Origin of the sequence: Ewingella sp. S1.OA.A_B6, from assembly GCF_049889095.1 — a bacterium.
Taxonomy (GTDB): domain Bacteria; phylum Pseudomonadota; class Gammaproteobacteria; order Enterobacterales; family Enterobacteriaceae; genus Ewingella.
Genome location: NZ_JBLJFK010000002.1, coordinates 174,840 through 187,423, shown reverse-complemented (window position 1 = coordinate 187,423; position 12,584 = coordinate 174,840). Strand labels below are relative to the sequence as shown.

13 protein-coding genes, 1 other RNA gene and 1 pseudogene are annotated in these 12,584 nt (G+C 48.1%); 6 read left to right on the top strand and 9 right to left on the bottom strand.

What is annotated here, in order from left to right; genetic code table 11:
* Positions 1-58 precede the first annotated feature (58 nt).
* Positions 59-925, bottom strand: coding sequence for an acyl-CoA thioesterase II (gene tesB / locus ACMV8I_RS09120; protein ID WP_498864907.1), 867 nt, complete (start codon positions 923-925; stop codon positions 59-61).
* Positions 926-1,177: 252 nt separating this feature from the next.
* On the opposite strand from tesB, the gene ACMV8I_RS09115 reads away from it, so the two are divergent.
* The gene (locus ACMV8I_RS09115; protein WP_498864906.1) at positions 1,178-1,735 is read left to right on the top strand and encodes a YbaY family lipoprotein; all 558 of its coding nucleotides are present in this window, start codon (positions 1,178-1,180) and stop codon (positions 1,733-1,735) included.
* Between the two features lie 60 nt (positions 1,736-1,795).
* On the opposite strand, the gene ACMV8I_RS09110 is transcribed toward ACMV8I_RS09115, so the two are convergent.
* On the bottom strand, positions 1,796-2,110 hold the full coding sequence (locus tag ACMV8I_RS09110; RefSeq protein ID WP_498864905.1) for an MGMT family protein: 315 nt from the start codon (positions 2,108-2,110) through the stop codon (positions 1,796-1,798).
* 206 nt (positions 2,111-2,316) lie between these two features.
* On the opposite strand from ACMV8I_RS09110, the gene ffs reads away from it, so the two are divergent.
* Positions 2,317-2,413, top strand: an RNA gene (ffs, locus tag ACMV8I_RS09105) — signal recognition particle sRNA small type.
* 463 nt (positions 2,414-2,876) lie between these two features.
* Here the strand turns inward: ffs and ACMV8I_RS09100 are convergent.
* The 3 genes from ACMV8I_RS09100 to ACMV8I_RS09090 form a co-directional block, all read right to left on the bottom strand.
* Complete coding sequence (locus tag ACMV8I_RS09100) at positions 2,877-3,080, bottom strand: HHA domain-containing protein (RefSeq protein ID WP_188474474.1); 204 nt, start codon at positions 3,078-3,080, stop codon at positions 2,877-2,879.
* A 47-nt stretch (positions 3,081-3,127) separates the two neighbouring features.
* Positions 3,128-3,496 (bottom strand): Hha toxicity modulator TomB, encoded by a 369-nt coding sequence (tomB, locus tag ACMV8I_RS09095; protein WP_498864904.1) that lies wholly within the window; start codon positions 3,494-3,496, stop codon positions 3,128-3,130.
* A gap of 230 nt (positions 3,497-3,726) precedes the next feature.
* Positions 3,727-4,080: a hypothetical protein gene (locus tag ACMV8I_RS09090; protein ID WP_498864903.1), complete on the bottom strand. Its 354-nt coding sequence runs from the start codon at positions 4,078-4,080 to the stop codon at positions 3,727-3,729.
* Between the two features lie 409 nt (positions 4,081-4,489).
* On the opposite strand from ACMV8I_RS09090, the gene ACMV8I_RS09085 reads away from it, so the two are divergent.
* Genes ACMV8I_RS09085 through ACMV8I_RS09075 form a run of 3 tightly spaced genes read left to right on the top strand, consistent with a single transcriptional unit; the run spans position 4,490 to position 6,988 of the window.
* Positions 4,490-5,227: a metal ABC transporter ATP-binding protein gene (locus ACMV8I_RS09085; protein ID WP_498865027.1), complete on the top strand. Its 738-nt coding sequence runs from the start codon at positions 4,490-4,492 to the stop codon at positions 5,225-5,227.
* Positions 5,227-6,084, top strand: coding sequence for a metal ABC transporter permease (locus ACMV8I_RS09080; RefSeq protein WP_498864902.1), 858 nt, complete (start codon positions 5,227-5,229; stop codon positions 6,082-6,084). The genes ACMV8I_RS09085 and ACMV8I_RS09080 overlap by 1 nt, the downstream gene beginning before the upstream one ends.
* 25 nt (positions 6,085-6,109) lie before the next feature.
* Positions 6,110-6,988: a metal ABC transporter substrate-binding protein gene (locus ACMV8I_RS09075; protein WP_498864901.1), complete on the top strand. Its 879-nt coding sequence runs from the start codon at positions 6,110-6,112 to the stop codon at positions 6,986-6,988.
* Between the two features lie 127 nt (positions 6,989-7,115).
* Here ACMV8I_RS09075 and ykgO read toward each other — a convergent pair whose 3' ends face one another.
* The 4 genes from ykgO to ACMV8I_RS09055 all read right to left on the bottom strand — a co-directional run bounded on the left by ykgO (position 7,116) and on the right by ACMV8I_RS09055 (position 12,017).
* Entirely contained in the window at positions 7,116-7,256 is a 141-nt protein-coding gene (gene ykgO / locus ACMV8I_RS09070) for a type B 50S ribosomal protein L36 (RefSeq protein WP_498864900.1), read from the bottom strand.
* A gap of 20 nt (positions 7,257-7,276) precedes the next feature.
* A complete protein-coding gene (locus ACMV8I_RS09065; protein WP_498864899.1) occupies positions 7,277-7,534 on the bottom strand; it encodes a type B 50S ribosomal protein L31 in 258 nt (85 codons plus the stop codon).
* Between the two features lie 122 nt (positions 7,535-7,656).
* Positions 7,657-10,809: a multidrug efflux RND transporter permease subunit AcrB gene (acrB, locus tag ACMV8I_RS09060; RefSeq protein ID WP_498864898.1), complete on the bottom strand. Its 3,153-nt coding sequence runs from the start codon at positions 10,807-10,809 to the stop codon at positions 7,657-7,659.
* A 17-nt stretch (positions 10,810-10,826) separates the two neighbouring features.
* Entirely contained in the window at positions 10,827-12,017 is a 1,191-nt protein-coding gene (locus ACMV8I_RS09055; RefSeq protein ID WP_498864897.1) for an efflux RND transporter periplasmic adaptor subunit, read from the bottom strand.
* Between the two features lie 141 nt (positions 12,018-12,158).
* Here ACMV8I_RS09055 and ACMV8I_RS09050 point away from each other — a divergent pair.
* Positions 12,159-12,427, top strand: a pseudogene (locus ACMV8I_RS09050) (TetR family transcriptional regulator); the annotation flags it as partial.
* Between the last annotated feature and the right edge of the window lie 157 nt (positions 12,428-12,584).

Sequence of the window (12,584 nt, the reverse complement as noted above, 5' to 3'; positions counted from 1 at the left end):
GTGAATGTAAAAGGAGGCGATAATGATATCGCCTCCTTTTTTATGCCAACTTTTTTGATTAAGCGGGATTTCTTTTGCGTATCACGCCTTCCTGCACCGTTGAAGCAATCAGCACGCCGTCGCGGGTATAGAACTGGCCGCGGACAAAACCGCGTGCGCCAGAGGCTGAGGTACTCTCGACAACATACAGCAGCCAGTCATCCATACGGAAAGGGCGGTGGAACCACATTGAATGATCGATAGTAGCGACCTGCATACCCGGCTCAAGGAAGCCGACACCATGTGGTTGCAATGCGGTCGGCAGGAAATTGAAATCTGATGCATAACCCAGTAGATACTGGTGAACACGCAAATCATCCGGCATTGACCCGTTAGCACGGAACCATACCGCGCGATTCGGCTCTTCTACGCTGCCCTTGAGTGGATTATGGAATTTCACCGGACGCATTTCGATGGGCTTCTGGCCGATGAACTTCTCCCGTACTTTCTCTGGTATTAGATGTGCAAGATTTTTGGCGATATCCGATTCAGAACTCAGCGACTCTGGCGGCGGCACATCCGGCATCGTGTTCTGATGTTCAAAACCTTCTTCCTGGCTCTGGAAGGAGGCGGTCATATAGAAAATCGGTTTGCCATTTTGTACGGCTTTGACGCGGCGGGCGCTGAAACTGTTGCCATCGCGCAGATTTTCCACATCATAAATGATCGGTTTACTGCTGTCTCCGGGACGTAAAAAATAGCTATGGAAGGAGTGGATCCCTCGTTCGCTCGGTACGGTTTGTTTGGCTGCGTACAGCGCCTGCCCGACGACCTGACCGCCAAATACCTGGCGCAGGCCAAGATCTTCACTCTGACCACGAAACAACCCTTCTTCGATTTTTTCCAGATCAAGCAGATCCAGTAAGTTTTGCAGTGCCTGACTCATAGGTGGCCTCATGACAGTTGGTCTCCTGACGGGTCGGAAAACTCCGAGAAATCTATTGCAGCAGGAGAGGCAGTGAGTTATCTCTTTCATAATAGTGGAAAAAAACAGTCCCCAGAAGCTGAATTTGGCTGTCAGCAGGAAAGTTCCAGATTATTGTGCCATGATTAATATGTAAGGTGGTTAAAGCCACTAGTCATAGTCGGCGTTTATTAGAGCTTGTCGACAAGTGAATAATAAAAAGGAGTACGATCAATGAAACTTTGGCAGATTGTAGGTGGAACCGCGCTGTCTCTCACACTGGCCGGTTGCGCTTCGCAACATACTACGCCCGCGCAGGAAGCTCCTGCTAATACGTCGGCCAGCCCCTCAGGCCCGGCAATTACCGGCCCTAACGTATCGGGTACGGTGAATATATCTCAGCGAATTGCCTTGCCGCCAGATGCTGTGCTGACCGTTACCCTGTCTGACGCCTCTATGGCTGACGCGCCATCTCGTGTGATCGCGCAGAACGTGGCGCGTACCGGCGGGAAACAGGCCCCATTTACCTTTATTCTGCCTTACAACCCTAAGGATATTCAGCCTAATGCCCGAGTCATCCTTAGTGCGGCGGTAACGGTGAATGGTCAGATGACGTTTATCACCGATTCAGTGAAAGAAGTGGTAAACCGTGGTCAGGGTACTCGCGTTGACCTGCAGTTGGTGCCTGTCGCTTCAGTACCGGTGACGACTAAGCCTACAGGGTTAGGTCCGATGAGTAATCCGAACGATCCAGCACCGGTTAACCCTGCGCCCACCCAGCCGATGTATTGATTATCACGTTGAAGCAGAGTTAAAAAACACCGCTGCGGCGGTGTTTTTTTATGGCAGTCATCACCACTTCCAGCCATGCTTATCCAGATCAATGCGTCCATTTTCGAACATAATGCCTTCCGATAACAGGGCCTGACGCTGACGTTTGAAATCTTCACCTTGCTGGGAGATCTCGCCATGGCGATTAATTACCCTGTGCCAGGGCAGTGAGCTGTCTTCGGGCAATTTTCTGAGTACGCCGCCGACCTGGCGCGCAGCGCGCGGTGAACCAGCCAGTTGCGCTACGTTGCCGTAGGTAGTGACCTGTCCCGCAGGGATGGCGGCAATTATCTGATAAACACGCTGGCGAAAAGAATCTTTCTCCGACTCCGACATGGCTAGCTCCTCAGTGATGATTGCCCATTATGCCGTAAACCCTGATTTCATAAAGCGTCTTAGCAGGCTGGTTGAGCCGGCCGATTGTATAAGAAAACAACGGTCGGCGACCGTCACCTTGCTTTTGCAGCGGCCATCCCTGATAATGCAGGCCGCTTCACTTTTCTTATGCAGAAAAGCGAGGCCAGTAATGACAATGGGGGCTCTGTTGGTTCTCCCGCAACACTAACTTGTTAACTCGGTCAGGTCCGGAAGGAAGCAGCCGCAGCAGGCGTCGTGTGTGCCGGGATGTAGCTGGCAGGGCCTCCACCATTTCTGACAGACCTCTTTCATTGAACCTCCATAAATTTTCCCTTACGCATTTTTCGCAGCCCAACAAAAGCACGATCATCGCACACCATTTTTGCCGTTATTTTAACCGTCAGTGGTGCAATATCGTGATCATTAGCATCGACAATCGGATCAACTGCAATAAGTCGTGAATGTGTCGCATATTGCCAGGCTCATCCAGCCGAACGACATCACAGGCGCGGCAGTTTCCTTCGAAGGCTTTAAACCCTCGATAAGCGCTGTTTACTTTGAGATCTCGACCGTAAGAACTGTGTTTTCAATTTCTATAAAATATTTTTCAAAAAAGAATTAAGAAAAGAAGGGGGATTTTCAATAAAGGGAACAGTTAAGCACGAGGCTCGAGCAGTATGTCTATAAGTATAATAACCATCGGGCCGATGATATTACCGGCCCAATCAAGACATTCTGAACAACGTTAACGTACGAATTTCCAAACGGCAACGGGCACTTTGTCGAAAAGTTTATTCATTGTCAGCTCAGCCAGGCGATGATCCGCTGCGGAGTAAAACAACTCCAGTTCATCGTCAGAAAGTTCGTACTTATTTTTCTCAATGACGCGCTCAAGTGTATCAATTGTGGTGCATTTTCTTAAACGCATCAAATAGTCGATTTTGTTCATCATGGCCTTTTCGTTATTAATCTCAAATACCGCGGGTAAAGTATTACTTAATTTTTCATCAGGGTGTACACGTACTCACCTGAGAATATTCTGAATAATCGTTTTTTGGTTTTTTGCCATTGTCGTAAATCAGAATCGTTAATTCCGTAATTACTGAACAAGGTGTAGGTATCATCCAGATACTCTTCTACCAAATCGCTCAGATGATTGTCATCAGGATATTTTATTTTAAAGCTCATCACGAATGATGCGATGTGCTCTATCAGTTCGTTCAATTGCAGATTCACCGCGGATGTTGGGTCGTTAACCCAACCGTGATGGCTGTCTCCCAGCGTTGCAATCCCTTCATCGTAAAGATTGTCATTGAGGAACCGCAACTGCGCTATATCATGTCGCTTAGGCGAGTACTCATCCATATCATCCCCTCCGTAATGGCTTATTCGGTGCTGATAACACTCAGTGAGTAAACAACAGAACCTGATGGCTTATGGATAACTGTGTACAACCAGACACATTGAACGACAAGCTAAAACATCTTTGTTACTCAACAACAATAAACGCTGATACGTTGGAAAGAGAGTATTAAGATGACAACATTATAAATGCAATTTATTTTACTAAAGCTGCACAAATATATTACTAAAATTTACAATTCATCTGCCATGGCAGAACGTTGAGTATCAATGATATCAAATACTAACGCATATGTTTTCACTTTAAATGTCACCTTCTCGGAAGTGATTTCCTCAGCATTAATGTCAAGGCAATCATTGAACATGCTCCATTTAAACTGATAACTCATTGAATACACATCATTATTAATAGCGGTAATAGACATCACCTTCAACGAACCTAGCGTATATTGTGCATTCTCAGAGTAATAACTCAAATTACCAACCAAAAGCTCCTCAATATCTGAAAGACGGGCATCAATATGATGTTGTAAATATGATACAGAAAGCTCTTTTCCATCATTTTCATAAGGGATTAATCTCTTCACTCGCCCCCCTCTCAAGATACTTAATTATAGTATTGCATATTTTCTGGAAAAAGTGTCCTGTATTGGGATTTTTTTTGCGCAGTATCTTTTTTTTATCTCATTGATTTATATGTTTTTTGTTGTGAGTTCATATTTAATTACCTTTTACTGGCACTCGGATAATGAAACCAAAACTCACTACAGTGAAGCATCAATCATGAGTTTTTTAACGTCAGTTAACATCACTGAACATGAAAAATTACAACTTAGAATCTTGTATATGAGCGATATGTGTGATGTTATATTATAACACTAAAGAGGTTTCCATGCACAATACACTGTTTACTCTCTCTTCACTTGCCCGTTGTGGCGCCGTTATTATTCTTCTGGCGCTGCTTTGGTGTGGGATTTATTGGGCCATTTCATTGCCATGATTTCAGTTAAACAACTTTCAGTCGGCTATGACCGCCATGCTGTGACTATGCCTTTGGATGGGCGTTTTACCACCGGTTCTCTCACTGCGATCATCGGTGCTAATGGTGCAGGTAAATCCACCTTATTGAAAACACTGGCCGGTTTACAGACTGCCGTAGCAGGCAAGATGACTTTTAACACTGAAGGTAGTGGTCGAAAGCTGCCACGTATGGCGTATTTGCCCCAGCAAGCCGAACTGGACCGAACGTTTCCGATCAGCGTTTTTGACCTGGTCGCAATGGGGTGCTGGCCGCAAAGTGGGCTATTCGGTGGTATCAGTGGCCAGTCGGCAGAACAGGTCATCCAGGCACTGAGTACCGTCGGCATGAGCGCAATGGCGAATTCGCCAGTAGGGGATCTCTCTGGTGGACAACTACAGCGCACTCTATTTGCGCGGCTACTTATCCAGCAGGCGCCGCTTATCATGCTGGATGAGCCGTTCTCAGGTATCGACAGTCAGACCATTGAGCTGCTGCTGAAAGTGATTGCTCAGTGGCACAGCGAAGGAAAAACGATCATTGCCGTGCTGCATGATATTTCAATGGTGGCCCGCCATTTCCCACAGGTTTTGTATCTCAGCGCAGAGCGAAATATTTGGGGGGCCACTGATGATGTGCTCAATCATTTTCCCAACCGGACGCATGCCTGCGTTTCCACAGAAACGTTTAGCCTTGCTGCTGGAGTCACTGCGTAATGTTGCTTTTTCATCTACTTGCTGACCCTTTCATTGAATTCGGCTTTATGCGCCGCGCGCTTATTGCCTGCATGGCGCTGTCCATCAGCGCTACACCCCTCGGTGTTTTCCTGTTGTTGCGGCGTATGAGCCTGGTGGGCGACGCTTTATCGCACGCCGTATTACCCGGTGCGGCAATTGGCTATTTAATTTCTGGAATGTCACTGGTTTCAATGGGGATTGGCGGATTTATCGCCGGGCTGGCCGTCGCTATGCTTTCCGGACTGGTGAGTCGTCGTACTCAACTAAAAGAGGATGCCAGCTTTGCCGGATTCTATCTGGGTTCTTTAGCCCTGGGAGTGACACTGGTGTCATTGCGCGGTTCGAGCGTGGATTTACTGCATGTGCTTTTCGGTTCGATTCTGGCGATCGATTCGTCGGCTATCATTATGGTCGGCATAATTGCCAGTGTTTCACTGTTGGTGCTGGCTGCGGTTTACCGCGCGCTGGTGATTGAGTCTTTTGACTCACTGTTCTTGCGCGTTAGTGCTGGTAAATGGCTGGCAGCAATACATGGAATTTTTCTGGCATTAGTGGTGGTCAACCTGGTGGCGGGCTTCCAAATCCTCGGCACTCTGATGTCCGTCGGCCTGATGATGTTACCTGCGGCCAGTGCACGCTTTTGGGCTCGCGATCTGCCATATACGCTTTTGACTGCCATGGTGATTGGTATTATCAGCAGTCTGTTTGGCCTTGTGTGGTCTTATTATGCGTCCCTGCCAGCCGGTCCTGCGATTGTGCTCAGCGCCAGCGTTATTTTCTTTATCTCAGTATTATTTGGAGCGCGGGGCGGCATGTTAATCGCATCGCGCCGTTAAGCAGTACCACAAAAAAGGAGAAATGATGAAACGTTTACCTGTTGCTCTGGCAGTAGCTGCCCTGCTGTCGAGCCCGCTTGCAATGGCAAAAACCGTCAATGCTGTGGCCAGTTTTTCAATTTTAGGGGATATCGTTCACCAGGTAGGTGGTGAGCATGTGAAGGTCACTAGTCTGGTTGGCCCGGATGGTGATCCACACAGTTTTGAACCTTCACCAAAGGACAGTAAAGCGATCAATGCTTCTGACGTGGTTTTTTTGAGTGGCCTGGGTCTGGAAGGATGGATTGACCGTTTGGTATCGGCATCGGGCTATAAAGGCAAAGTGGTCACTGCTTCTGAAGGAGTGAATTCGCGCCAAATGGTGGATGACGGTAAAAAAATCACTGATCCACATGCCTGGAACAGCATGGCAAATGGCGTTATTTATGCCACTAATGTGATGAATGCACTGATTGCCGCCGATCCGGAAGATGCAGATTATTTCCGTAAGCGTGGCGGTGCCTATATTGAACAACTCAAAAAACTGGACGAATGGGCCAAGTCAGAATTTAAGGGTATTCCGCAGGCGCATCGCAAAGTGCTAACCAGCCACGATGCCTTTGGCTACTTTGGCCGCGAATATAATGTGACTTTTATGGCTCCAGTGGGGTTCTCAACCGAATCTGAAGCCAGCGCCAGCGGTGTTGCTTCTCTGATCAAACAGATCAAAGAAGAGAAAGTGAAAACTTATTTCATTGAGAATCAGACCGATCCTCGTCTGGTAAAACAGATCGCGGCAGCTACCGGTGCACAAGCAGGCGGTGAACTTTATCCTGAGGCACTTTCAGGCCCTAAGGGCCCGGCAACAACGTATGAGAAAGCGTTCAAGCATAATGTAGAGTCTATTGTAGCCAGTATGAAGTAATGCTTTATCACCTTTCCATGCTCGATGGTGGAAAGGTGTTTTTTATCATTTCAGCCGTAAATAAAAAGCCCCGTCGGGCAAGCGTCGGGGCTTTTCTATTGTAAAGAGAGCAGAAGAAGGGTGCTGCTTAGCGTTTTTTCTTCTTGCCCTGTACTGCTTTAAAACGCGGGTTAGTTTTGCAAATCACATAAATACGACCTTTACGGCGCACGACCCTGCAATCTGGATGACGACCTTTAGCAGAACGTAGCGAACTCAATACCTGCATCTGATGTTCCTAAAAATTTGTTACTTGGTCTTATTCAGGAAGCTGCCGAAACGCTGATTGAAGCGCGCGGTACTGCCTTCTTTTGAGTACTCTTTCTGCTTACCGGTGTAATACGGGTGCGAAGCAGAAGAGATCTCGATAGTGATATACGGAAAGGTAGCGCCTTCCCGTTCGATAGTGCGGTCAGTTTTAATAGTTGACCCGACTTTGAAATATTCATTAGCGCTGGTGTCGTGGAATACCACGGTGCGATAGGCCGGATGGATGTTGGCTTTCATTACAACCTCAATTGTTATGTTATACTATAACAATAGTATGCGCCGTTTTTATCGCAGGTTCAAGCTTCTTCAGGCATAAAAAAAGGCCGCTTACGCGGCCTTTCAGAGTAGTGGCGAATCAATTACGGATTTCGATGCTCTGGTGTATGAGTACGTTCGACGTCATCACTCTTCTTGCTAAAGCGGCGACGAACCACCACAAAGAAGACTGGAACGAAGAAGATAGCCAACAACGTTGCAGTAACCATCCCACCCATGACACCGGTACCCACTGCGTTCTGAGCGCCGGAACCTGCGCCAGTGCTGATAACCAGCGGCATAACACCGAGGATGAAGGCCAGAGAGGTCATCAGAATTGGGCGTAAACGCATACGCACCGCTTCCAGCGTTGCCTCGATCAAGCCTTTCCCTTCCTTGTCCATCAGGTCTTTGGCAAACTCAACAATCAAGATTGCATTTTTCGCCGATAGTCCAATGGTGGTCAACAGACCCACCTGGAAGTAAACGTCATTGCTCAGACCGCGCATGGTCGCTGCAATCAATGCCCCAATGACACCCAGTGGAACAACCAGCATGACAGAGAACGGTATTGACCAGCTTTCATACAAGGCCGCCAGACACAGGAAGACGACAATCAGTGAGATGGCGTACACCGCTGGAGCCTGATTACCGGATAACCGTTCCTGATAGGAGAGGCCTGTCCAGTCATAACCGATACCACTTGGCAGTTTAGAAGCCAGTGATTCCATCATCTCCATGGCAGCACCACTGCTTTTACCCGGAGCTGGCTGACCCAGAATCTCCATCGATGGCAGACCGTTGTAACGTTCCAGACGAGGCGAACCGTATTCCCATTTTGCCGTAGAGAAAGCCGCGAACGGAACCATTTGACCGGCACTGCCACGGACATACAGATTGTCGATGTCTTTTGGCAACATGCGGTATTTGTTTTCCGCCTGCACATACACTTTCTTCACGCGGCCACGGTCAATGAAGTCATTGACGTAACTACCACCAACAGATGCACCCAGTGTGGTGTTGATATCAGACAATGAGACACCCAGCGCGCTGGCTTTCTCCTGATCGATTTCAAGTTTGAACTGCGGTGTATCTTCCAGACCGTTAGGACGTACCTGCGACAGTAAATCAGGATGTTGAGCAACCATGCCCAGCAGTTGGTTACGAGCCTGAGTCAGCTTGTCATGACCAAGGTTGGCCTGATCAATCAGCTGGAAGTCGAAACCGGTAGCGTTACCCAATTCTACGATTGCAGGCAGGTTGAATGCGAATACCATACCATCTTTGATGGTACTGAAATACTGCATTGCACGGCCGGAAATTGCCGGAACTTTATTTTCTGCGCCACTGCGTTCAGACCAGTCTTTCAGGCTGATAAACGCCAGCCCGGTGTTCTGCCCACGACCTGCGAAGCCAAAGCCGTTAATGGTAAACACGGAGTTCACGTTGGCTTTTTCTTTCGTCAGATAATAGTTGCTGATTTCATCAAGCACTTTCTGCGTACGTTCCTGAGTAGCACCTGCTGGCAACTGTGCCATGGTCAGGAATACGCCCTGGTCTTCTTCCGGTAGGAAGGACGTTGGCAGGCGAATAAACAGCAACACCATGCCGACAGCGATCAGCAGATAAATCACCAGATAGCGACCAGTACTCCGCAGAATGTTGCCTATGCTGTCGGTGTAGTGGTGTGTGCTTTGCTCAAATTTCTTGTTAAACCAGCCGAAGAAGCCTTTTTTCTCGCCGTGGTCGCCCTTGGCAATAGGTTTAAGCATGGTGGCGCAAAGTGCCGGGGTCAGGATCATCGCTACCAGTACTGACAGCACCATCGCGGACACAATAGTGATGGAGAACTGACGGTAGATAACACCGGTTGAACCCCCAAAGAATGCCATCGGAATAAATACCGCTGACAGCACCATGGCAATACCTACCAATGCGCCTTGGATCTGCTCCATCGACTTCTTGGTGGCTTCTTTTGGCGGCAGGCCTTCCTCGGCCATGACACGTTCAACGTTCTCTACCACCACGATGGCGTCATCGACCAACAGGCCTATCGCGAGCACCATCCCGAACATTGTCAGAGTATTTATCGAATAGCCAAACGCGGCGAGGATCGCAAAGGTACCTAACAGAACCACCGGAACGGCAATCGTTGGGATCAACGTTGCGCGGAAGTTTTGCAGGAACAAGAACATCACCAGGAAGACCAAAAGGATGGCTTCGAAGAGTGTTTTGGCTACCTCTTTAATCGAGATTTGAACGAACGGCGTGGTGTCATAGGGGTAAACTACTTCTAAGCCCGCCGGGAAGAATGGCTGAAGCTTAGCCAGCGTTGCCTTGACCGATGATGCGGTATCAAGGGCGTTAGCGCCAGTGGCCAGTTTAACACCCAAACCTGCTGCCGGTTGTCCGTTGAAACGAGCAATAACATCGTAGCTTTCACCACCAAGTTCGATTTTCGCGACATCTTTCAGCCGAACCTGCGAACCATCAGCATTGACTTTCAGGATGATTTTACCGAATTCATCTGCAGACTTCAGACGCGTCTGCGCCACGATAGATGAGTTCAACTGCTGGCCGGGAACTGGCGGAGTACCACCAAGCTGACCTGCCGCAATCTGGTTGTTCTGAACTTTAATGGCGTTGATAACATCAACCGGCGTCATCTGGAAATTATTCAGTTTGTTCGGATCCATCCAGATACGCATCGCGTACTGGGCACCAAACAGCTGAACATCACCTACACCGTTCGTACGGCTGATGGAGTCTTTAATATTAGAACCCACGTAGTCGGCGATATCTTCCTGATTCATTGAACCATTTTTAGAAATAAAACCGGCCACCATCAGGAAGCTGCTGCTTGATTTCTGAACCGAAATACCTTGTTGCTGAACTTCCTGCGGCAGCAATGGCGTCGCCAGCTGCAGTTTGTTCTGTACCTGTACTTGCGCGATATCCGCATCGGTACCGGAGGCAAAAGTAATGGTTATCTGAACGGTGCCCGAGGAGTCACTGGTCGATGACATGTACATCATGTTATCGATACCGTTCATGTTCTGTTCAATAACCTGAGTCACGGTATCCTGAACCGTTTGCGCATCGGCACCCGGATAAGTTGCGGTCACCTGGATGGCTGGAGGCGCAATGGTTGGATACTGTGCGATTGGCAAACTCATCATTGCCAACCCGCCCGCCAACATGATAATGATGGCGATAACCCATGCAAATATAGGGCGATCTATAAAAAACTTAGCCATGAATTACCGGCTCCTAATTAAGACTTCGGCGCTGTATCAGGTGCAGCTTGTTTCTGAGCCGCTGCGTTTTGATCGACTTCCTGCGCAGTGACCTGCACGCCTGGCTTGATTTTCTGCAATCCGGTCACGATGATTTTGTCCCCTGATTTCAGGCCAGCGGTAACAACCCACTTATCGCCGATTGCCTGCGTGGTGGTGACAGTGCGAAGTTCAACTTTGTTATCTGCGCCAACCACCATCGCCGTCGCGTCACCGCGTGGGTTACGGGTGATACCTTGCTGAGGGACCAGCAGAGCATCATCATTCACACCTTCATCCAGACGGGCACGAACGAACATGCCTGGCAGCAGCTCATCTTTCGGGTTAGGAAAGACAGCGCGTAACGTAATTGAGCCGGTGGTTTCGTCAACGGTAACATCAGAGAATTCCAATGTACCCGCCTGTGAATATTCACTACCGTTATCCAAAAGCAATTTAACCTGGGCTTTACCGTTAGCTTGTTTAATTGAACCGTCAGCCAGTTCCTGTTTCAGACGCAGGAAATCATTGCTGGACTGAGTAACGTCAACATAGATCGGGTCGAGCTGCTGTACTGTCGCCAGAGCATCAGCCTGACCATTGGTTACCAATGCGCCTTCGGTAACGGCAGATTTACCAATGCGGCCGGAAATCGGTGAAGTCACTTTGGTGAAGGCCAGATTGATTCGGGCAGATTCAACTGCGGCTTTGGCAGCGACGACACTTGCGTCAGCTTGAGCAGCGGTAGAGAAAGCCGTGTCGTAATCTTGTTTACTGATGTAGTTGGTGCCGAGTAATGGTTTGTAGCGGTTAACCGTCACACGGGAAACCTGAGCATTGGCCTGGGCTTTAACCAAGTCGCCTTTAGCGCTGTCGTACGCAGCCTGATAGGTGGCTGGATCAATTTGATACAAGGACATGCCAGCTTTAATCTCACTGCCTTCAACGAAATTACGTTTAAGGATAATTCCGGTGACTTGTGGGCGGACTTGAGCGATTCGGAAGGAAGCGGTACGACCTGGAAGTTCAGTAGTGACATTCAAAGGCGCAGATTTTAGCGTTACAACGCCGACTTCTGGCGCTTTCGGCGCACCCTGTTGAGCTTCTTTATCATTACACCCTGTAAGAGCTAAGCTTCCGGAAAGCATCAGAACTACCGCCAGAGGCGTTAACCCTCTGTTTTTTTTCATAAATAAACCTCAAGTGTCCGAATTCAAATTGGCCAATGGATCACAAGCTTTAAAACCCATTGCTGCGCTTTTAATATGTGTGTTCTATGTTACATACATTCCAGAAAGTATGTAAATCAAACCCCCCCAAAAGCTAACCCCATGGCACGAAAAACCAAATTACAGGCAGTTGAAACCCGACAGCAGGTTCTCAATGCTGCAATATGGGAATTCTCTGCGCGCGGAGTTGCGTCATCAACTGCGTTGACTGATATTGCTAACGCAGCAGGTGTATCCCGGGCGCGATCTACTGGCATTTCAAGAATCAAGTGGGGCTGTTTAATAATGTTTGGGAGCAGTGTGAATCCTAACTGTATAATATTGAAATAGAGTATCAGATAAAATTTCCCAATAATCCACTGCGTATCTTGCCAGCCTATCTGACCGGGCTAAGGGGAAACGGACTATTTGTTCTTGAAAGTTTTGATTTAGAGCGTAATATTTTACAATTTATTGATATTTATATAAAAGTTATGATTTTTTGCCCTGGTTTTTTCATTTTCAAAAGAACCATTGATTTCTATCTCT